Below are 20646 nucleotides of genomic sequence, written 5' to 3'. Positions count from 1 at the left end.
TGAGAGTGCTTGAGTCTATCAACCCTCGCGCAAGACTGTCAGGGGGCTGGCGTTCAAGGCGCGACGTGTGCCGAACACACCGGCGCCACCAATCAGCACCGCGCCGATCAATGGCAACACCAGCAGCCACGGATGCGGATGCCAGGGCAGGTCGAAGGCGTAGCGGTAAAGTACCAGGCTGACCAACTCCGAACCCAGTGCCGCCAGCAAACCGCTGACCGCGCCTAGCAAGCCGAACTCGATCCGCCGTGCCTTGACCAGTAACTGCCGCTCGGCCCCCAAGGCCCGCAACAGCGCGCCTTGGCGAATCCGTTCATCCAGCGTGGCTTGCAGACCGGAGAACAGCACCGCCATCCCCGCCGCCAACACGAACAACAACACGTACTCCACCGCCAGGGTGACTTGGGCGAGGATGCTGCGCAGCTGTTCCAGCAACGCTTCGACTTGCAGAATGGTCACCGCCGGGAACGCCCGGGACAGATCGACAATCTGCTGATCGTGGCCGGCCGCCAGATAGAAGCTGGTGAGGTAAGTCGCCGGCAGATCCTTCAAGGTGCCGGGCTGGAAGATCATGAAGAAGTTCGGCTGGAAGTTGTCCCAGTTGATCTCCCGCAGGCTAGTGACTTTCGCTTCGCGATTGACCCCGCCGACAGTGAACACCAGATGATCGCCCAGCTTGAGTTTCAGGCTTTCGGCGACCTTGCCTTCGACTGACACACCGGGAATTTCATCCGGTGTTTGTTCAGTCCACCAGTTGCCCGAAGTGAGCTTGTTGCCCGCCGGCAGGTCCGCCGCCCAGGTCAGGCTCAGGTCACGCTGGATCGCCCGGTCACCGGCCGAATCCTTGCTGACGATGTCCTGCACCGCTTCGCCATTGATGCTGATCAGCCTTCCCGGCACCACCGGGTACAGCGGCGCCGATTGCGCCGACAGTTCGATCAGGCGATCAGTAAACGCCTGCTTGTCCGCTGGCAGGATGTTCAGCGCGAAATAATTCGGCGCGTTTTTCGGTAGCTGGTTTTGCCAGGTATCGAGCAACTCGCCGCGCAGCAAAGCGATCAGCGCCATGGACAGCAGAATCAAACCGAAGGCCAGGGATTGGCCGGCCGCTGCCAGTGGATGGCGCAGTAATTGGCCAAGGCCCAAACGCCACGGCAAGGAAGCGCGGGCCAGCATCCGGCGCAGGCTTTTGAGCAGCAACAGCAGCAAACCGCCGAGCACCACGGCGGCGATCACGCCGCCGCCGAGCAGGGCGAACGTCAGAACCAGGTCCAGGCTCAGGCGCCACATGATCAACCCGAGCGCACCCAGCGCCGCACAGTAGACCATCCAGGTACTGGACGGAATCGGCAACATGTCCCGACGCAGCACCCGCAATGGCGGCACCCGCCCGAGTGCGGCCAGCGGTGGCAGGGCAAAGCCAGCCAGAGCTACCAACCCGGTGCCGATCCCTGCAACGGCCGGCAACAAACCGCCCGGCGGAACATCGGTGGGCAACAAGTCATGCAGTAGCGCAAACAGACCAAGTTGCGCCAGCCAGCCGAGCAGGGCACCGCTGAGACTGGCGAGCAGGCCGAGGACTGTCAGCTGCAAACTGAACAACACCATGGTTTCCCGGCGGGACAGACCCAGGCACCGCAGCAATGCGCTGGCATCGAATCGGCGCGTGGCGAAGCGTGTCGCCGACAGCGCCACCGCCACCCCGGACAGTAGAACGGCTACCAGACTGGCCATGTTCAAGTAGCGTTCGGCCTTGCCCAGTGCACCACCGATTTGCCGATTGCCGTCCCGAGCATCTTGCAGGCGCTGGTTGGCGGCGAGGCCGGGCTTGACCAGTTGGCGATAGGTTTCCAGCGCCTGGGCCTTGCCGCGCCAGAGCTCGCGGTAACTGACCCGGCTGCCGGGTTGCACCACGCCGGTGGCGGTGAGATCGCTGAGGTTGATCAGCACTCGCGGCGTCAGGCTGTAGAAATTACCGGCGCGATCAGGCTCATACGTCAGCACTCGCGTCAGCTTCAAGGTTTTCATGCCGACGTCGATGCTGTCGCCAATCTTCAGGTCCAGCGCCGTCAGCAGGCGTGACTCGACCCAAGCCTCGCCGGATTTCGGCCCGCCACCGGATACTTCCGGGGCGAAGGGCGCGGGGGCACTTTTCAGTTCACCGCGCAACGGATAGACGTCGTCGGCCGCCTTGATGCTGGACAGCTGGATACCGTTGTCGGTGGCGATAACGCTGGAGAATTCCACCACCTGGGCGTGCTCCAGGCCCAGCTCCGTGCCGCTCTTGATCTGTTCCGGACGCGCCGGCGAACTTCCTTCCAGTAGCAGGTCGGCGCCGAGAAACTCGGTGGCGCGCAACATCATGGCGCCGTTGAGGCGGGCACCGAAATAACCGATGGCGGTACTCGCCGCCACGGCCACCAGCAAAGCGAAGAACAATACCCGCAGCTCACCAGCGCGGGCGTCGCGCAGCAGTTGGCGGATGGCGAGGCTGAACAGGCGCAATAGCGGCAAGCGTGCCATCAAGGCTCCAGAGGGGCGACCAGCAGGCCGGCTTCAAGGCGGATCAGGCGCCGGCAACGATGTGCCAGGCGTTCGTCGTGGGTCACCAGCACCAGGGTCGTGCCGCGCTCCTTGTTCAGTTCGAACAGCAAGTCGCTGATGCGCTCGCCGGTGTGGCTGTCGAGATTGCCGGTGGGTTCATCGGCGAACAGCACGTCGGGCTCGGCGGCAAACGCACGGGCGATCGCCACGCGCTGCTGCTCGCCGCCGGAGAGCTGGCGCGGCGAATGAGTCAGGCGCTGGCCCAGGCCAACCCGTTGCAGCAATTCGGTGGCGCGCGCCCGGGCGTCTTTGCGGCCATCGAGTTCCAGGGGCAGCATGACGTTTTCCAGGGCGTTGAGACTGTCGAGCAACTGGAACGACTGAAAGACAAACCCCACGTGCTCGGCGCGGATGCGTGCGCGCTGATCTTCGTCGAGATTGCTCAGGGCTTGCCCGGCGAGGGTGACTTCGCCACTGCTCGGCAGATCGAGGCCGGCCAGCAGGCCGAGGAGGGTGGATTTGCCGGAACCGGAGGCGCCGACAATGGCCAGACTGTCGCCCTTGTTCAGTTCCAGGCTGAGTTCGTGCAGGATAGTCAGTTCACCTTCCGCGCTGGGAACCACTTTGCTGAGGTTCTTCGCGGTGAGAATGCTTGCGCCCATGGAGAATCCGATGCGAGTGTGGTTTTTGAGTGCTGGCCTGGCCTTGATGTGCATGGCCCAGAACGCAGCGGCGGGTACAGTCCTGATCGTTGGCGATAGTATCAGCGCCGGTTTCGGGCTGGATACCCGCTTGGGGTGGGTGTCGCTGCTTGAGCAACGGCTCAAGCGCGAAGGTTTCGACGATAAAGTGATCAACGCTTCCATCAGCGGCGACACCAGTGCCGGAGGCCAGGCACGCCTGCCGGCGCTGCTTGCAGAGCATAAACCGGAGCTGGTCATCCTCGAGTTGGGAGGCAACGACGGCTTGCGCGGAATGCTCCCAACACAATTGCAACAAAACCTTGCGGCGATGATCGACAGCTCCAAAGCCAGTGGTGCCAAGGTGTTGTTGCTGGGCATGCAACTGCCACCGAACTACGGTGCCCGTTACACCGAGGCCTTTGCGAAGGTCTATGGCACCCTGGCGCAAGAGAAAAAAATCCCTCTGGTACCGTTTTTTCTCGAAGGAATCGGCGGTCATCCAGACTTGATGCAAGCCGACGGCCTGCACCCGGCCGCAGTGGCTCAGGACAAGTTGCTGGAAAATGTCTGGCCGACACTGAAACCGCTGCTTTGAAATATTTTCTCGAAGGGGTCAGAACGGAGAAAGCTGTTTGCTATACCCGAACTTGACGCCTGATGCGAAAAAGCCCCCGCACTCGCGCTGCTTTTTGCAGTTCTGGCATTCGGGGGCGAACTCGTTCTTCCAATCACTAATCGATTTTCGGTAGTAGGGAAGAATATCCGGGTTCACCAAGCACAGTTGATGATTGTAGACCGAGACGTTCATGCCGTACTTGGCGAGGATGCTAACCGACTTGCTAAGCGTGTCTTTGTACTCGATGGGGTCGATCCATAGCTCGTCGAGATTGGCCCTGGTAAAGCCCATCATTTCGAGGCCCATCAGGGCCACCTGATCAACAAAAAGAAGATTGCGGGCGATGAACTCACACAGCTCCGGAAGTCGTTGCACCGAGAGCTTGTGTATGACCACTCGGATCTCAACCCTCTGACCCAAGCGCTTGAGGTTAAGAATGCCTTGAATGGTTTCATCGAACGCACCTCGAGCCTGGACGATGTAATCATGCAGTGTCGGATCGTCTGAATAGACGGGAATTCCAATCATCGAGTCGGCCAATTCAATGGCTGCATATTTTTCTGCGAACGTTGGATCTTTGAAGCTTCTACCGTTCGAGAGGATGTGGATTGCGGTTCTTGGCAAATAGCTTTTGGTCAGGCTGATGATCTTAAGGAAACGCTCTTGGTTTGTTGTTGGCTCTCCCCCAGTAAACCCTAGCTCTCGGGTCTCTTTTGGGATTAACGGAATCAAGCTCTCGATCTCATCGAGTATCCATGAGTCATCAGCGGTTTTAGGTGGTTGGGAGCACATCAGACAGTAGTTATTGCATTGCTCGGTCAGCAGAATGCTGTTGTTCGGTGACGAAGCGCGGAACAACACTCGGATGCTCTGACGATCCGCGGAAAGTCGGATAACGTCATTGTCACCAATGTAGCTGTAGTCATCCGGCAGGATCGAATAATCAGAACCAGCAGGCAATTCTTCGACCAGCTTTTGACGTTGCTCGGTCAGTAGATAGTGTGCGAATCCACTGGGGATCTGATGATCGGAAACCAGATAAGCCAATTCCCGGCGCAAGACATCAGGTAGGTTTCGGTTGGTGGAAACCTTGATCAGGGTGAGATCCTTGTAAACATCAACAGCGTGGATACGGATTATTTTGCCGCTGAGCTTCAGCATCGATTGGCCCATCCCATAAAAATCCGTTTTGTATGTTCGTCGCTTCCCATCAGTTCAATCAGATGCTTGAAAATCGCCATGTTGCGCTTGCAGAACGAGGACTCAGGTTTTCTCGCTACCAGATCCCTATGCATGGCGTGATGGTAGACGGGCTCTGCTCCACAATAAGGTTCAAACGCACAGTCAGAGCACATAGGGGCGCTTAAGGTGAAGGAGTTTTCCAGTGCATCCAGAAGCTGATCGGAGAGAATGATCTCTTCATACGAATGCTCAAGGACGTTGCCCAGCCTGAACGTATGATCGCCCATCTCTGCAAGCATCCGGCTTTCGTCCGAGGCATAGACGGCCCCGTCGTAATTGAAAACGATGGCAGCGATGCCAGCGCCAGCAGGGTTCATCAGGTCAACAAATCCAGGATCACCTGATGTCAGCATTTTTGTCAGTACAAGAGAGGAATATTGCTCGACAAATCGTACACCGGACTTGTTCAGCTCAATGATGTACTCAAGACCTTCCTTGTAAAACACCAGCCAGCGCTCAGTGTCATACGACATGTATTTCTTTGTCTTGATCGCAAAGCCGTATGGGGAAAGCGTACGGAGAAAGATTCCGTCAAAGCCTAGGCGCAAATATTCGTCGATGATGTCTCTTGCTCGTGGCAGGCTCTTGTCCGTCGTTGTCATCAGAGCTGACACTTGATCGTAACCAAGAGCTGCGCGTGCCTTTTTCAGGCCTTCTTCGAAGCGCTGATGGCTGTCTCGCCCGGGTCTTGGGCGGTTTGCATTATGCAGATCCATTGGTCCGTCGAGAGAAGACGAAAGCACAATTTTGTGCTGCTTGCAGAAATCGAGCACATCATCAGTCAGTAGCGATAGCGTGGTAGCAATGACGAACTGAAGGTCACGACCTTCCTTAAGGTTGCGTTTTTTTGCCTCACTAACGATGTACTTCACCATTTCGAAGTTCAGCAGGGGCTCGCCCCCCTGAAATTCTATTTTGATGGCTGGATTCGGAGACCTGAAAACGAAGTCCAAAGACTTTTCAGCCATCTCCTTCGTCATGTCGAATTCGCCTTTGCTCTCCGATTGCCTTGATACCTGGCAATACGGGCAGCTGTGGTCGCAGCGAAGGGTTACGACAAAGATATGCAGATTCGTGAACTTGGCCAATCTGGACAATCGCGTGCGAATCTTGAGTGCCAGAAGCTGAAGCGGCGCCTGTTCATTGCTGAAACGGATGAACTGTTTCGATCTGAGCGTAGGGATCAGTTCGGACGAGATCGGAAGCGTCTTGTTGATCAGTGGTTCGAGCATCGATATCGGTATGACGTGATACTCACCTGCCATGTTGGTGATGACGTACTCGTCGTCATTCAGACGATCAAATTTGAACGGCAGCAACTCGTAGGGACGTTGCTCTATATAAAACTCCAGCTTTTGGAATTTACTCACTGATAAGTCCGGTTTCTGAGAAGGCCAGCCCAAGGATCAGATTCCTGATCGGTAGGGTCTCAGCGTTCAGCCGATGCCGCAGCTGGTAGTCGAGTACATCCTTCTTGAATTCTTGAATGGCTGACAGAAACGAAGATTCATCGATGCCGATATTCGAGGACAAGGCGCAGATAAATTTTCCATCAGCGCATGTGATATCAGCTGTCAGTGAGTTCATCGAGCGATAAGCGGCTTTTTGCAGTACCTGTCCGTCATAAAGCCGCTCATCAAAGACGAGCGTCGCCGCGCGTTCCATTTCAGGAGCCCGAGTGGTGGGAGCTATGTGAGCTGTGCGACGCGTGTGAGCTATGAGAGCTGTGGTAGGCCATGAATTGACCTTGATCTCCACGTTTCAGGATAAATGCAAAGAGATCATTACCGCCGCGAACCGAAAGGTTCTCACTCTGAGTAGCCGATTGGAATGAAATGGTGGTGTCGGGATTGGGCTCGACAACCTCGTGGCTTGCTAAGGCCGAAGCCTGTTCGGTAGCTACAGCTGCGGCCAGAGTTGCCATTGGTACTAGAAAGGAGCGCTTTTTCATTATTAGATTTCCTTATCCTGGGTGTGGGTATTCGCTGAGTCTCACTGGCGGATAGCCATGATGTCAATGTGGAATTAGTAACGGAGCCCTTTCCATCCCTTAAATCCGACAGACGTACCTTTGGCTGCCCAAGTTCGGTGTCTGCGCTAACCTCGTCATCGAGAAAAAATCCCGCTGGTCCCGTTTTTTCTCGAAGGAATCGGCGGTCATCCAGACTTGATGCAAGCCGACGGCCTGCACCCGGCCGCAGTGGCTCAGGACAAGTTGCTGGAAAATGTCTGGCCGACACTGAAACCGCTGCTTTGACGCTTTTCTAGTGGCTGTGTTTCGGCTAAGGTGGCGCCCCCGATTTGGAGCCCCCGATGCCGCGTCCTGCCTGGTCCCTTTTTGCCTACCAACTGATCGAGCCTGACGAGCAGCTGGATCTGTTCGCCTGTCAGGAAGTGCGGGTGCATCTGGTGGCGCGTCAGCTGGAACTCGGCGGTTCGGCAGATCGGACCCTGTGCGGCAGCCTGTTGCCGGCACAGCCGCGCTGGTCGAGCGTGAACCGCACGGTGTTCCAGGACCAGCGTTTGTGCTCGTTGTGCCGGGCCATCCTTGAGTCGCAAAAACGCGGCACCTCGCCGATCTGGCCGGAACTGCGGTTCGAGCTTTAAGCCTGTGTGATGGACTTTTGTGGCGAGGGGGCTTGCCCCTGTTGCGCTGCGAAGCAGTGCCAAATCCTGCAGCCGGGTTCCAACTGGCACACCGCGTGTGATGAGTTTACGACTGCTGCGCAGCCGAACGGGGGCAAGCCCCCTCGCCACAAAAACATTTCCAGCCATACACCCCATACATGAAAAAAACGTCATGTATCGCCTGCGATGTTCTTGACCTCCCCGATTTTACGGGCGTCGGTGTACAATCGCCTTCTTATACCCTTGTCGATCATGCGAAGGATTTTCCGGATGTTGCCGCGCTTTCCTGCCGTCACCCGCTGCCTGACCCTTGCTGCCCTGTGTGTGGCGGGTCCGGTTTCAGCACTAGAGCTGCCTCTACCACCTCCAGGTGAAGACATCATCGGTCAGGTGCAAGTGATCAAGGCCAAGTACGAAGATACCTTCGCCGACCTTGGTACCACTTACGATCTGGGCTATTCGGAAATGGTCGCGGCCAACCCGGGCGTCGATGCCTGGTTGCCGGGTGCCGGCACCGAGATTATTCTGCCGACCCGCTTCATTCTGCCGCCGGGCCCGCGTGAAGGCATCGTCATCAACCTGGCCGAGTACCGCCTCTACTACTACCCGAAAGGCCGGAACGTGGTGTACACCTTCCCGCTGGGTATCGGTCGTGAAGGTTGGGGTTCGCCGATCGCCCACACCACCATCACCGCGAAAACGCCGAACCCGACCTGGACGCCTCCAGCGTCGATCAAGGCCGAGCACGCCGCTGACGGTGATCCGTTGCCGAATGTGGTGCCGGCCGGCCCGGACAACCCGCTGGGGCCGTTCAAGTTCAGTCTGGGCACTCCGGGCTACCTGATCCACGGCTCGAACAAAAAGTTCGGCATCGGCATGCGCACCAGCCACGGCTGCTTCCGTATGTTCAACAACAATGTGCTTGAAATGGCGAGCATGGTGCCGGTCGGTACGTCGGTGCGGATCATCAATGACCCGTACAAATTCGGCATGAGTGGCGGCAAGGTCTATCTTGAAGCGCACACGCCGCTGGACGACAACGGCAACCCGTCGGTGGTCGACAAACACACCGCCGTGATCAACGCGATGCTCAAGCGTGAAGACATCACTAACAACCTGCGCATGAACTGGGATGTGGTGCGTGACGTGGTGGCTGCCGAAGACGGCCTGCCGGTGGAAATCGCCGTACCGAACACCGGAGCACCGATGGTGTCGAGCGTACCGGTCGATCTGCAGCAGTAAGCAGCAGGAAAAAGAACCCGCCGACGTTGGCCGTCGGCGGGTTTTTTATGGCCGGTACTAAACGCCGGGCATAAAAAAGCCGACCCATAAATGGATCGGCTTGATAACAACCCCGAAGGATTATTACTTGCGGCTAGCTTTGTCCAGCATGCGCAGAGCACGCTCGTTAGCTTCGTCAGCAGTCTGTTGTGCTTTTTGAGCAGCAGCCAGAGCTTCATCAGCTTTACGGTAAGCTTCGTCTGCACGAGCCTGGGAGCGAGCAGCTGCGTCTTCAGTAGCGGTCAGACGTGCTTCGGTTTCTTTCGATACGCTGCTGCAACCGGTAGCCAGAACTGCGGCCAGAGCCAGAGCAGAGAATTTCAGAACGTTGTTCATCGTGTTCCCCTTCAAGGACTTTCTATTAAGTAGCTGTCTCCTCAGAGTGAGGAAATAGCCGGCGTACATACTACCCATTACTTGTCGTAAGTAAACTGACGTAAAGCAAGAAGCAAAAAAAATTGTAGGCGTTGATTCTTTTTCGAGCAACTTTTAACTGCTCTGTTTAAAAAATACCCAGCTGCAAGGCCCGAGATGAGCGAGCCGCATGAGAAAAGTTCCCTATTCCGAAGGCAGTATTTCCGGTCTTTGTTAAAGTCTGTCTACATGCTTTCGTCTACACTTTTGTTCGGATTTTGCGCAGCACCTCTCATATCTTTCTGCATGTTGAGGTGACTTTAACGAAGGGCGCTCGTCTTAAGTCTCAACATCCGGCAATGTTCAGGCTTTCGACCCGGGAAGATCTTCGGTCGAGCCGTCCCTGCGTAACCCGGGAGCAGCACCCACCGCCACCTCAGCATGATGACGAGCGCACCTTGAGCATTTTCGCCAATGGTGCCTACTATTTGATACGTGCCCAGGTTGCGCGAGAGCGGTGCAGTTCTTCTCGGTGTCCTTTCAGGCACAGGGTGGCGTAGATGTTCCTTCGCCGGAAAAACATCGGTAAGGTAGGGGTCAGAATCCAAGACCCGCGAGGAGTAGTGATGAGCGAGGCGTTGTCCATCCACCATGACCAGGCTGGTCATCAGTTCGAGACCAATGTGGACGGTCATCGTGCCTACCTGACCTATATGGATCTGGGGAAACAGACCCTGGATATCTATCGCACCTTCGTGCCCAACGCATTGCGTGGCCGTGGCATTGCGGCGGCGTTGACCGAACAGGCGCTGCAGTACGCGGAAGAAATGGGCTACACGGTGATTCCATCGTGCTCTTACGTCGAGCGCTACATGGAGCGTCATCAGCGGCACGCTGCAAAACTGAGCCAGTAAACGCAACGCATAAAAAAACGCCGGGTTTAAGCCCGGCGTTTTTTTGTGCCCGAGTTTTTTGTCCTCGAAGACGGCTGATCAGCTGCGATCGCGTTTCGGCAGCACATCCTTGAGCTTGGCATGCATGCTGCGCAAGGTGTTCTCGGTGGCGGACCAATCGATGCAGGCATCGGTGATCGACACGCCGTATTGCAGGTCGGCGAGGTCTTTCGGGATCGCCTGGCAACCCCAGTTCAGGTGACTCTCGACCATCAGGCCGATGATCGACTGGTTGCCTTCGAGGATCTGGTTGGCGACGTTCTCCATCACCAGCGGTTGCAGGGCCGGGTCCTTGTTGGAGTTGGCGTGGCTGCAATCGACCATGATGTTCGGCTTGATCTTGGCCTTGTTCAGCGCCTGCTCGCAGAGCGCAACGCTGACCGAATCGTAGTTCGGCTTGCCGTTGCCACCGCGCAATACCACGTGGCCGTAGGCGTTGCCCTTGGTGGTGACGATCGACACGCCACCTTCCTGGTTGATGCCCAGGAAGCGGTGCGGGCTGGAAACCGACTGCAAGGCGTTGATCGCTACGGTCAGGCCGCCGTCGGTGCCGTTCTTGAAGCCGACTGCCGAGGACAGGCCGGAGGCCATTTCACGGTGAGTCTGGGATTCGGTGGTGCGCGCGCCGATGGCCGACCAACTGATCAGGTCCTGCAAGTACTGCGGGGAGATCGGGTCGAGTGCTTCGGTGGCGGTCGGCAGGCCCATCTCGGCCAAGTCCAGCAACAACTGGCGACCGATGTGCAAGCCATCCTGGATTTTGAACGAGTCATCCAGGTACGGATCGTTGATCAGACCTTTCCAGCCGACGGTGGTCCGTGGCTTCTCGAAATACACGCGCATGACCAGATACAAAGTATCGGACACTTCGGCTGCCAGTGTTTTCAGGCGCTCGGCGTATTCGTGGGCAGCCTTGATGTCGTGGATCGAGCACGGCCCGATCACCACGAACAGGCGGTGGTCGGTGCCATCAAGAATGTTGCGAATGACTTCGCGGCCCTTGGTTACGGTGCGCAGGGCAGCGTCGCTCAAAGGGATATCACGCTTGAGCTGATCGGGAGTGATCAGGGTTTCGTTGGAAGCGACGTTTAGGTCGTTGATCGGTAAATCAGCCATCGTTTACTCGTCAGGTCACGGGTGCCGGCCGCCAGCGAACCCGCGCGGCGGAGCACAGCAAATTAAGCGCGTCGGGGGACCCGAACCTTAGCGCGTTACACCGTGACTCGACAATGGGCAGACGGCTGTTTAATCCAGCACTGGCTGCGCAAAAGCCTTGCGAACCGTGTCATTGGAGAACTCGTCGGCATGCTGCTGGACCCATTCGAGGGCCAGGGCTTGAGTTTCCTGCAGATCATCATGGGCATCATGCAGGCGGCAATAACGCTCGATCTGGCACACCTGCTCGCCCATCCGCGCACTGAACAGCATCTGCTCATCGACAAAGGCAATGCCCACCAGGTAGCCGCGCTTTCGGCGCAGGCACCAGGCTACGTAGCCCAGGAAACGCAAATCGGGGTTCAAGGTCGGCATGCGCACTTCCAGCGCCGTACCGTGGCGCCAGGCGCGGTGGTAATTGCAAGCCATGCCGCCGAGGCTGATAGTGTGCAGCCGTTGCCGTGAAATGCACTCATGTTTGAGCAGCGTAAGTTCCACGGGCACATCGTCAGGATGAGGAAGAAAACGTCCCATGAACACGGACTCCCTGTGTCGCCCATTTGACATTGTTTCCCCCAGTATAGTGGTCGAATCGGAACTGACCGATTTCGACGCCGACCAACGGCTGCTGGCGATGAGCGGCATTTCCCTGGTGATTTTCACCAGCGTCGGCTGTGCCAGTTGCCGTTTTGCCCGCGAGCAGTTGCCAAGACTCAATCTGGCGCTCGACCGGTTGTGCTGGATCGACGCCGCCGACAACGGCGGGTTGGTGGAGCGATATGAGGTCTTTCATTTGCCGGCGTTGTTTGTGGTGCGCGACGGTGAGTTCTTTGGGGCGGTACAGTCGCGCCTGACCGACACCGAACTGAATCAGGCGGTGGGCCAGGCGCTGAGTCGAATTGCTGAGGAGTTGCCATGATGGGAGCAGTTGCCAAGCCGACAATCGGCATTATCGGGACCGGCGCAATCGGTGGTTTCTACGGGGTGATGTTGGCGCGCGCCGGTTTCGATGTGCATTTTCTATTGCGCAGTGAATTTTCCGCAGTGGCCGAACGCGGGCTTCAGGTTGACAGTGCGCCGCATGGGGCGCTGACGTTAAACCCGGTCCAGGCCTATTCGAGTGCCGAGGACATGCCGCCATGTGACTGGCTGCTGATCGGCGCCAAAACCACCAGCAACGCCGATCTGGCGCCCGCCATCCTGCAAGCCGCTGCGCCGAACGCCAAAGTACTGGTGCTGCAAAACGGCCTGGACGTCGAGGACAGCCTGCGCGAATTGCTCCCCGATTCGCTGCATGTGCTTGGCGGGCTCTGCTTTATCTGCGTTCATCGCACCGGGCCTGGCGTCATCACGCATCAAGCGCTGGGCGCGGTGAATGTCGGTTATCACAGTGGCCCGGCCGCTGATGAGTCGGCCCGCATGGCCATTGTCGAGGAGGGCGCCGGGTTGTTCCGCGCGGCAGGCATCGATTCTCAGGGCATGCCGAACCTGCACCAGGCGCGTTGGCAAAAACTGGTATGGAATATCCCTTACAACGGTCTCTCGGTGCTGCTCGGGGCGAGCACTACGCCGTTGATGGCCGATGCCGACAGTCGGGAACTGATCAAGGCGTTGATGGCCGAAGTGGTTCGGGGCGCAATCGCTTGTGGTCACGAGATCCCGGCCGGGTATGCCGATCATCTGTTTATAGTGACCCAAAAAATGCCCGACTATTGGCCGAGCATGTACCACGATTTCCTGCACAAGCGACCGCTGGAGCTGGAGGCGATTTATGCCCGGCCACTGGCAGCGGCGAAAGCGGCGGGATGTGAGTTGCCACGCATCGAGGCCTTGTATCGGGCGCTCGGTTTTATTGATCGACGTAACGTTTGAGTCGATCCACCAGAGGGGAAGGGCATGGCAAAGGACATAGATGACAAGTTGGTGCTGGCGATTTCTTCGCGAGCGCTGTTCGATTTAAGCGAAAGCCACAAGGTCTATCTATCGAGCGGCGTCGAGGCCTATCGGCAATACCAGATCGAACACGAAGACGAAATCCTCGAGCCCGGTGATGCCTTCCCGCTGGTGGAAAAACTCCTGAATCTGAATGCCAGTCTGGGTCGCGCCCGGGTCGAAGTGGTGCTGGTGTCGCGCAACAGTGCCGACACCGGTCTGCGGGTCTTCAACTCGATTCACCACTATGGCCTGGCGATTTCCCGCGCGGCGTTTGTCGGTGGGCGCAGTCCTTATCCGTACCTCAAGGCCTTTGGTTGCGACCTGTTTCTCTCCACCCATGCCGAAGATGTGCGCAGTGCGCTGGACGCCGGTTTTGCGGCCGCGACCATTCTCTCGGGCGGCGCGAGTCGTGCGGCCAGTGATGAATTGCGCATTGCCTTCGACGGTGACGCGGTGCTGTTTTCCGATGAATCGGAGCGGGTTTATCAGTCCGGTGGGCTGGAAGCTTTTCAGGCCAGTGAGCGTGAATCAGCCCGGGAGCCCTTGCGCGGCGGCCCGTTCAAAGGCTTCCTCGCGGCATTGAATTTGTTGCAGCGTGAGTTCCCCGATAACGCCTGTCCGATCCGCACCGCTCTGGTCACCGCGCGTTCGGCACCGGCCCACGAGCGGGTGATTCGCACGCTGCGCGAGTGGGACATTCGTCTGGATGAATCACTGTTTCTTGGCGGCCTGACCAAAGCGGCGTTTTTGGAAGCGTTTGCCGCCGACGTGTTTTTCGATGATCAGGCCGGTCATTGCGAACTGGCGCGCGAAGTGGTCGCCACCGGTCACGTGCCGCACGGCATCAGCAACGAGCAGAAAGTTTAAGCCCTTGCTTCAAGGTGTTACGCGGCACGTCGTACTCGGCAAGGCACTGCTAAGCTGAATCAATCTCCGCCATGTTGGCACGCGAGGAGGTCATATGATTCGTTCCATGCTGTATGCCACTGACCTCGGCCTGTATGCACCTTTGGTGATGCAACATGCTCTGGCACTGGCGCGAACATTCAATGCCGACTTGTATGTGGTGCACGCGGTGGAACCGATGGGGCTGTTCGCCGAGTCGGTGCTACAGAGCTACCTTGATGAGCAGGCGTTGAACGAGTTTCACAGCCAGGGCCTGAACACGGTAATCGCCAATATCGAACAACGGGTGCTCGAAAGTTTTCGAGAAGAATTGGGGGATGAGGGCACGCAGGATCTGCAGCGGATTCAGGCGGTGCGGGTGGTGCAGGGAGATCCGTCGCAGGTGATTCTCGACCAGGCGCAGAAACTCTCGGTGGATTTGCTGATCGTAGGTAGTCATAGCCATCGCGCCAGTGCGGAAACCCCGCTGGGCCGTACGGCGGCGCGGGTCTTGCAGTTGGCCCGGGTGCCGGTCTATCTGGTGCCATTGGTAGAGCGTCGACGTCAGGGAGACCGGTAGTGCCCTGCTTCGCAAATACTGTTCCTTTTTGACGGGGTCTGTTACTGCCATGCTGCGTTGCCGCTCCTCGCCATAGCGGGCTATGACTCGTCACGGCGCATTGCCTGGCAGCAACAGCCTCTCATCAAAAGAAGAACGTATTCGCGAAGCAGGGCACCAGAACACGAATAATGGCGTTTTGATAAAAAAGTTCTAGATTTATTCTTCAAACCATTAATATAGTTATATACCGTCGCTGATGCCCGTGGCGTCTACCTGCTTTGAGGGATACATATGAAGCTTCAACAACTGCGCTACATCTGGGAAGTGGCGCACCACGACCTCAACGTTTCCGCTACCGCCCAAAGTCTCTACACCTCGCAACCGGGCATCAGTAAGCAGATCCGTCTGCTGGAAGACGAATTGGGAGTCGAGGTTTTTGCCCGGAGCGGCAAGCACCTGACCCGCGTTACCCCGGCTGGCGAACGCATCATTACCACCGCCGGCGAAATCCTGCGCAAGGTTGAAAGCATCAAGCAGATCGCCCAGGAATTCTCCAACGAGAAGAAAGGCACCCTGTCGATCGCAACCACCCACACCCAGGCGCGTTATGCGTTGCCGCCGGTGATCAGCAATTTCATCAAGCAGTACCCGGACGTTGCGTTGCACATGCACCAGGGTTCGCCGATGCAGATCGCCGAAATGGCCGCTGACGGCACCGTGGATTTCGCCATCGCCACCGAAGCCCTGGAGCTGTTCGGTGATCTGGTGATGATGCCGTGCTACCGCTGGAACCGTTGCGTGGTTGTGCCTCAGGGCCACCCGCTGACCAAGCTGCCGAAGCTGACCCTCGAAGCTCTCGCCGAATACCCGATCGTGACGTACGTGTTCGGTTTCACCGGCCGTTCGAAACTCGACGAAGCTTTCAGCCATCGTGGCCTGACGCCGAAAGTGGTGTTCACCGCCGCCGACGCCGACGTGATCAAGACTTACGTGCGCCTGGGCCTGGGCGTGGGCATCGTCGCGAAAATGGCGGTCGACGCCAAACTCGACAGCGACCTGGTGATGCTCGATGCCAGCGACTTGTTCGAGTCCAGCATCACCAAGATCGGTTTCCGTCGCGGCACGTTCCTGCGTGGTTTCATGTGCGACTTCATCGAGAAGTTTGCCCCGCACCTGACCCGCGAAGTCATGGCCAAGGCGATCCAGTGCCACAACAAGCAGGAACTGGAAGAGCTGTTCGACGGTGTCGAACTTCCCGTTCATTAATCTGCGTTAAATCACCTCGGTAACAGAGAACTGTTGCCGAGCGCCCGCCACCAGAATCTCCACCTCGTCCCCTTCAAACTTGCCCAGCAGGCTTTTGCCCAGCGGCGAGCGAGGGGTGATGACGGTGATCATCTGTCCCACCAGATCGACCTTCAAACCCGCCGCGTCGGGGGCCAGGAACAGCCATTGTTCACGACCCTTTTCGTCTTCCAGACCGAGCAGGGCGCCGACTTCGATACCGCGCTGATCGTCGTAGGGACGCAACGTCAGGTTCTGGCAAAGCGTCAGTGAATGACGGATTTCCTCGACCCGTTTCGCCTGCCCGGCTGCGAGGTACGACGCCTCCAAGCCCAAAGTGTCGTATTTGTTTTCGGCGATGTTTTCTTCGTGGGTCGCGGTTTCGTAAGCGGTTTGCGCAGCGCGTTCGGCGATGTCGAGATCGATGCGCAGCTTGTCGAGAATCAGTTGGTGGACGGTCGGCTTGTTCATGATCAATCGCAGAATTGCTGGACGTTGGCGCGGCTTTTTTCGCTCGGCGCGGTCTGGTCCTGTTGCAGCCAGAACTGGCATTTGGGGTTCGACAGGTTGCGGTTGTTGGTGCGGGCCTGATCGAGGAATTGTTGCTGTTCGTTCTTGCGCAGGTTTTCTTTGTATTGCTCGAATAACGGGCTCTGTGGCGGAATGTCCGGCACCGGTTGAGCCACTGCCACCGGTTGGGTCAGTCGCTGCACGGCCTGGGCCACGGGCGCCAATTGCTCGGTGGAGAAAAGACGCGAGGCGAGCCAGCACGTCAGCGCGATGGCCAGAAATCCCAGCCAGAGACCCAAGGCAATGCTGCCGATCAATTGCAAGGCATTGAGCTGGATCGGCAATGGGCGGCGCGGGTTGGGACGGTAGGGCATGGCTGCCTCCTGGCGAGTGGTCGCGGTTGGATGGCGATTGTCGCACGAAGATTAATCGTCGGCGGCTCTTCTGCACGGGGTAATTTATGCGGACAATTGGCGCCTTTGCCAACGGGAATCTGTAATGCCTGAACTGAACAGCCGCTGGGATATTTTTTGCACCGTAGTCGACAACTTTGGCGACATCGGCGTGACCTGGCGCCTGGCCCGGCAACTGGTGGCCGAACATTGTGTGACCGTGCGCCTGTGGGTCGACGACCTGCGAGCCTTCGAACGCCTGTGCCCGCAGATCGACATCCATGCGCCCCAGCAGTGGCAGCAGGGTGTCGAGGTGCGTCAATGGCCGATCGAATGGCAACCCGTGGAGGCCGCCGACGTGGTGATCGCCGCGTTCGCCTGCCAACTGCCGAGCCCGTATATGGACGCCATGGCCGCGCGGCAAAAGCCGCCATTGTGGATGAACCTGGATTACTTGAGCGCTGAAGACTGGGTCATCGGTTGCCACGGTTTGCCGTCGGTGAAGTACAAGAGTGTGCAGAAGTATTTCTTCTTCCCAGGGTTCCAGCAGGGCACCGGTGGCTTGCTGCGTGAAAGCGGATTGCTGGAGCGGCGTCGGCAATTTCAGCAAAACCCCGAGGCTCAGCGGGAATTCCTGCAGGGATTGGGGATAGATCGTGCGCAAGGTGCGCAGTTGATCTCGCTGTTTGCCTACGAAAATACCGGGCTGGCGAGTTGGCTCGACACACTGGCCGCCGATTCTGCGCCCACGCATCTGCTGGTGCCTGAAGGGCGGATTCTCGGAGATGTTGAGCGCTGGCTCGGGGTGAGCGATCTAGCGGCCGGTGCGCTGCATATACGCGACGCCTTGACTGTTCAGGTGCTGCCATTCGTCCGCCAGGATCAATACGATCATTTGCTCTGGTGCTGCGATTTCAACGCGGTGCGCGGCGAAGACTCGTTTGTCCGTGCCCAATGGGCAGGGCGACCGCTGCTCTGGCACATCTATCAGCAGGACGAAGATATCCACCTCGACAAGCTCGAAGCTTTCCTCGCGCTCTACACAAAAGGCTTGTCTGCACCTGCCGCAGAGGCGATCGGTGGTCTTTGGCGGGCGTGGAATGCTGGCGAAGACATGGCCGACCAATGGCTGGCGACCCGCAAACACTGGCCCCAGCTGCAAAAACATGCCGAGGCGTGGTGTCTGGAACAAGCCTTGCAGGCGGATCTTGCCGCGGCGCTGGTACAGTTTTACCTAAATTGGATATGATACGCGGCCTAGATTTTTGTAAATCCCATCCAAATTCGGATATTCGCAATGAAAACTGGTAAAGAACTGAAACCCGGTACCGTGATCCGTCTCGAAAACGATCCTTGGCTGGTTCAGAAAGCTGAATTCACCAAGTCCGGTCGTAACAGCGCGATCATGAAGACCAAGCTGAAGAACCTGCTGACCGGTTACAAGACCGAGATCGTTTACAGCGCTGACGACAAACTGGACGACGTAATCCTCGACCGCAAAGAAGCGACCCTGTCCTTCATCAGCGGCGACACCTACACGTTCATGGACACCACCGACTACACCATGTACGAGCTGAACGCTGAAGACATCGAAGCCGTTCTGCCTTTCGTTGAAGAAGGCATGACCGATGTTTGCGAAGCGATCTTCTTCGAAGAGCGTCTGGTTTCCGTAGAACTGCCGACCACTATCGTGCGTCAGGTTGACTACACCGAAGGTTCCGCTCGCGGCGACACTTCCGGCAAGGTAATGAAGCCTGCCAAACTGAAGAACGGTACCGAACTGTCGGTTGCTGACTTCATCGAAATCGGCGACATGATCGAGATCGATACCCGCGAAGGCGGTTCCTACAAAGGCCGTGCTAAATAAGCACAGCCTCAGGAATGAAAAAGCCCGACCATTGAGTCGGGCTTTTTTGTGCCTGCCAGAAACACATGACCCCTGTAGGAGCGAGGGCTTGCCCGCGAAAGCGGTTTGTCATTCAACGTTGATGTCGACTGACACGACGCCTTCGCGGGCAAGCCTCGCTCCTACAGGGGTGGTGTTATTTCTTCAGGTGTTGCTTGAGTTCTTCAGACGCTTGCAGCATCGCCGAACGCACCGCCGGCACCTGGCTCACCACGTTGAGCAAACCATAGTCGTGGATCATGCCGTTGTAGCGAACCGCCGTGACCGGCACGCCAGCCTCGTCGAGTTTGCGTGCATAGGCCTCGCCTTCATCGCGCAGTACATCGGCGCCGGCGGTCTGCACCAGCGCTGGCGGCAGACCTTTGAGCTGAGCCGTGGTCGCCCGCAACGGTGACGCGTAGATCTCGTTCCGCTGATTAGCGTCGGTGGTGTAGTTGTCCCAGAACCACTTCATCATGTTCTTGGTGAGGAAGTGCCCCTCGGCTAACTGGTTGTAAGACGCGGTTTCGAAGCTGGCGTCCGTCACCGGCCACAACAGCACCTGGAACTTGATTGCCGGCGTGCCCTTGTCTTTGGCCATCAGCGAAACCACCGCGGCCATGTTGCCACCGACACTGTTACCGGCCACCGCCAAGCGCTTGCCGTCGACATTGATCTCTTTACCGTGCTCGGCCACCCACTTTGTGGCGGCGTAAGCCTGGTTGATCGCCACCGGGTAGTGCGCTTCCGGCGACGGCGTGTAATTGACGAACACCGCCACCGCACCCGAACCGGTTACCAAATCCCGAACCAGCCGCTCGTGGGTCGGGAAATCCCCCAGCACCCAACCGCCGCCGTGGAAGAACATGAACACGGGCAGCTTGCCTTTGACCCCAGCCGGCCGGACGATGGTCAGGCTGATCGGTTGGCCATCGACTTGAATGGTCTTCTGGCTGACATCGGCTTTTGGCAGCGTCAGCTTCACCCCGGCTTGCGCACCCACCAACACCGCGCGGGCATCTTTGGGAGTGAGCTGCTCCATTGGCTTGCCGGTTCCGGCATTCAGTACATCGAGGAATGCCTGGGTGTTGTGCTCAACCCCATCGCCAGCAAATGCGCTGTGGACGGAGAGGGCGAGAAGGGTACCGGTCAAGACTTTGCTGAACGTGTTCATGGTCGTTTCCTGTTCGGGCCTGGAATCAGCGGTTAGACGGTCACGTGCAGGCGCACTTCGACGTTGCCACGGGTGGCGTTGGAGTACGGGCAGACCTGGTGAGCCGCATCGACCAGGGATTGCGCGTCGGCTTGTTCGAGACCTGGCAGGCTGATGTGCAGGTCGATGTCCAAACCGAAACCGCCAGGGATCTGGCCGATGCCGACATGCGCAGTGATCGAGGCGTCGTTCGGGATAGTGCGTTTGGTCTGGCTGGCCACGAACTTCAGCGCGCCGATGAAGCAGGCGGAGTAGCCGGCTGCGAACAGTTGCTCAGGGTTGGTCGCCGCGCCGCCAGCACCGCCGAGTTCTTTGGGGGTAGCGAGCTTTACGTCGAGGATGTTGTCGCTGGAAACCGCACGACCGTCACGGCCACCGGTGGAAGTTGCGATTGCGGTGTAGAGAGTTTGCATGGTGTGAGCCTCATTCGGGTTTGGGTGTTTTGCGCTAAATATTTGCGCGCTAAGTAACTGCGAGATAAATGTAGCTCGCGAATATTTAGCGCGCAAGATAAATTTTTGGGA

24 protein-coding genes and 1 pseudogene are annotated in these 20646 nt (G+C 57.9%); 12 read left to right on the top strand and 13 right to left on the bottom strand.

Going from position 1 to position 20646, the window contains the following annotated elements:
* Positions 1-18 precede the first annotated feature (18 nt).
* Positions 19-2523 (bottom strand): ABC transporter permease, encoded by a 2505-nt coding sequence (locus ACWIKB_RS15905; protein WP_475268021.1) that lies wholly within the window; start codon positions 2521-2523, stop codon positions 19-21.
* Positions 2523-3206, bottom strand: coding sequence for an ABC transporter ATP-binding protein (locus ACWIKB_RS15900; protein ID WP_213940745.1), 684 nt, complete (start codon positions 3204-3206; stop codon positions 2523-2525). The genes ACWIKB_RS15905 and ACWIKB_RS15900 overlap by 1 nt, the downstream gene beginning before the upstream one ends.
* Positions 3207-3216: 10 nt before the next feature.
* Between ACWIKB_RS15900 and ACWIKB_RS15895 the strand changes: the two genes are divergently transcribed.
* A complete protein-coding gene (locus tag ACWIKB_RS15895) occupies positions 3217-3822 on the top strand; it encodes an arylesterase (protein ID WP_475268018.1) in 606 nt (201 codons plus the stop codon).
* Positions 3823-3840: 18 nt separating this feature from the next.
* On the opposite strand, the gene hxsC is transcribed toward ACWIKB_RS15895, so the two are convergent.
* From hxsC to hxsA2, 4 genes are read right to left on the bottom strand one after another with little or no spacing between them, the layout of a single operon-like run.
* Positions 3841-5004, bottom strand: a complete 1164-nt coding sequence (gene hxsC / locus ACWIKB_RS15890) for a His-Xaa-Ser system radical SAM maturase HxsC (RefSeq protein WP_475268016.1) — start codon at positions 5002-5004, stop codon at positions 3841-3843.
* Positions 4998-6455 carry a His-Xaa-Ser system radical SAM maturase HxsB gene (hxsB, locus tag ACWIKB_RS15885; protein WP_475268014.1) on the bottom strand — a complete coding sequence of 486 codons (1458 nt, stop codon included), beginning with the start codon at positions 6453-6455 and terminating at the stop codon, positions 4998-5000. Before hxsB ends, hxsC begins: the two co-directional genes overlap by 7 nt.
* Positions 6448-6750 (bottom strand): His-Xaa-Ser system protein HxsD, encoded by a 303-nt coding sequence (gene hxsD / locus ACWIKB_RS15880; RefSeq protein ID WP_475268012.1) that lies wholly within the window; start codon positions 6748-6750, stop codon positions 6448-6450. Before hxsD ends, hxsB begins: the two co-directional genes overlap by 8 nt.
* 1 nt (position 6751) lies before the next feature.
* Entirely contained in the window at positions 6752-7036 is a 285-nt protein-coding gene (gene hxsA2, locus ACWIKB_RS15875) for a His-Xaa-Ser repeat protein HxsA2 (RefSeq protein WP_475268010.1), read from the bottom strand.
* Positions 7037-7198: 162 nt separating this feature from the next.
* Here hxsA2 and ACWIKB_RS15870 point away from each other — a divergent pair.
* The 3 genes and pseudogenes from ACWIKB_RS15870 to ACWIKB_RS15860 all read left to right on the top strand — a co-directional run.
* Positions 7199-7342 (top strand): annotated as a pseudogene (locus ACWIKB_RS15870) (arylesterase); the annotation flags it as partial.
* 56 nt (positions 7343-7398) lie between these two features.
* Positions 7399-7692, top strand: coding sequence for a hypothetical protein (locus ACWIKB_RS15865; RefSeq protein ID WP_054051999.1), 294 nt, complete (start codon positions 7399-7401; stop codon positions 7690-7692).
* Positions 7693-7983: 291 nt separating this feature from the next.
* Positions 7984-8955 carry a L,D-transpeptidase family protein gene (locus ACWIKB_RS15860; protein ID WP_475268008.1) on the top strand — a complete coding sequence of 324 codons (972 nt, stop codon included), beginning with the start codon at positions 7984-7986 and terminating at the stop codon, positions 8953-8955.
* Positions 8956-9078: 123 nt separating this feature from the next.
* Here the strand turns inward: ACWIKB_RS15860 and oprI are convergent, their stop codons facing one another.
* On the bottom strand, positions 9079-9330 hold the full coding sequence (gene oprI, locus ACWIKB_RS15855; RefSeq protein ID WP_002553018.1) for an outer membrane lipoprotei OprI: 252 nt from the start codon (positions 9328-9330) through the stop codon (positions 9079-9081).
* Between the two features lie 644 nt (positions 9331-9974).
* Here oprI and ACWIKB_RS15850 point away from each other — a divergent pair.
* Positions 9975-10262 carry a GNAT family N-acetyltransferase gene (locus ACWIKB_RS15850; protein WP_020800382.1) on the top strand — a complete coding sequence of 96 codons (288 nt, stop codon included), beginning with the start codon at positions 9975-9977 and terminating at the stop codon, positions 10260-10262.
* Between the two features lie 78 nt (positions 10263-10340).
* Here the strand turns inward: ACWIKB_RS15850 and ACWIKB_RS15845 are convergent, their stop codons facing one another.
* Positions 10341-11417: a 3-deoxy-7-phosphoheptulonate synthase gene (locus tag ACWIKB_RS15845; protein WP_054052004.1), complete on the bottom strand. Its 1077-nt coding sequence runs from the start codon at positions 11415-11417 to the stop codon at positions 10341-10343.
* 129 nt (positions 11418-11546) lie between these two features.
* Positions 11547-11990 (bottom strand): PilZ domain-containing protein, encoded by a 444-nt coding sequence (locus ACWIKB_RS15840; protein ID WP_403023471.1) that lies wholly within the window; start codon positions 11988-11990, stop codon positions 11547-11549.
* Between ACWIKB_RS15840 and ACWIKB_RS15835 the strand changes: the two genes are divergently transcribed.
* The 5 genes from ACWIKB_RS15835 to cysB all read left to right on the top strand — a co-directional run bounded on the left by ACWIKB_RS15835 (position 11989) and on the right by cysB (position 16104).
* A complete protein-coding gene (locus tag ACWIKB_RS15835; RefSeq protein ID WP_475268006.1) occupies positions 11989-12375 on the top strand; it encodes a thioredoxin family protein in 387 nt (128 codons plus the stop codon). The two genes, ACWIKB_RS15840 and ACWIKB_RS15835, sit on opposite strands and share 2 nt — an antisense overlap.
* Positions 12372-13328 (top strand): putative 2-dehydropantoate 2-reductase, encoded by a 957-nt coding sequence (locus ACWIKB_RS15830; protein ID WP_475268005.1) that lies wholly within the window; start codon positions 12372-12374, stop codon positions 13326-13328. Before ACWIKB_RS15835 ends, ACWIKB_RS15830 begins: the two co-directional genes overlap by 4 nt.
* A 24-nt stretch (positions 13329-13352) precedes the next feature.
* Complete coding sequence (locus ACWIKB_RS15825) at positions 13353-14258, top strand: 5'-nucleotidase (protein WP_475268003.1); 906 nt, start codon at positions 13353-13355, stop codon at positions 14256-14258.
* 94 nt (positions 14259-14352) lie between these two features.
* Positions 14353-14856, top strand: coding sequence for a universal stress protein (locus ACWIKB_RS15820; protein WP_475268002.1), 504 nt, complete (start codon positions 14353-14355; stop codon positions 14854-14856).
* Positions 14857-15129: 273 nt separating this feature from the next.
* Positions 15130-16104, top strand: coding sequence for an HTH-type transcriptional regulator CysB (gene cysB, locus ACWIKB_RS15815; protein WP_054052018.1), 975 nt, complete (start codon positions 15130-15132; stop codon positions 16102-16104).
* A 6-nt stretch (positions 16105-16110) separates the two neighbouring features.
* Here the strand turns inward: cysB and ACWIKB_RS15810 are convergent, their stop codons facing one another.
* A complete protein-coding gene (locus ACWIKB_RS15810) occupies positions 16111-16593 on the bottom strand; it encodes a GreA/GreB family elongation factor (RefSeq protein WP_475268000.1) in 483 nt (160 codons plus the stop codon).
* Positions 16594-16595: 2 nt separating this feature from the next.
* Positions 16596-17006, bottom strand: a complete 411-nt coding sequence (locus ACWIKB_RS15805) for a hypothetical protein (RefSeq protein WP_475267999.1) — start codon at positions 17004-17006, stop codon at positions 16596-16598.
* A gap of 124 nt (positions 17007-17130) precedes the next feature.
* Here ACWIKB_RS15805 and earP point away from each other — a divergent pair, with 124 nt between their 5' ends.
* Positions 17131-18273, top strand: coding sequence for an elongation factor P maturation arginine rhamnosyltransferase EarP (earP, locus tag ACWIKB_RS15800; RefSeq protein WP_475267998.1), 1143 nt, complete (start codon positions 17131-17133; stop codon positions 18271-18273).
* Between the two features lie 48 nt (positions 18274-18321).
* Positions 18322-18891, top strand: a complete 570-nt coding sequence (locus ACWIKB_RS15795) for an elongation factor P (protein WP_007943632.1) — start codon at positions 18322-18324, stop codon at positions 18889-18891.
* 175 nt (positions 18892-19066) lie between these two features.
* Here the strand turns inward: ACWIKB_RS15795 and ACWIKB_RS15790 are convergent, their stop codons facing one another.
* Positions 19067-20083, bottom strand: a complete 1017-nt coding sequence (locus tag ACWIKB_RS15790) for an alpha/beta hydrolase (protein ID WP_475267997.1) — start codon at positions 20081-20083, stop codon at positions 19067-19069.
* Between the two features lie 32 nt (positions 20084-20115).
* Positions 20116-20535 (bottom strand): organic hydroperoxide resistance protein, encoded by a 420-nt coding sequence (locus ACWIKB_RS15785; protein ID WP_427628400.1) that lies wholly within the window; start codon positions 20533-20535, stop codon positions 20116-20118.
* Between the last annotated feature and the right edge of the window lie 111 nt (positions 20536-20646).

This window comes from Pseudomonas sp. 5Vm1k (assembly GCF_056161485.1).
This window is presented reverse-complemented; position numbering and strand designations above follow the sequence as displayed.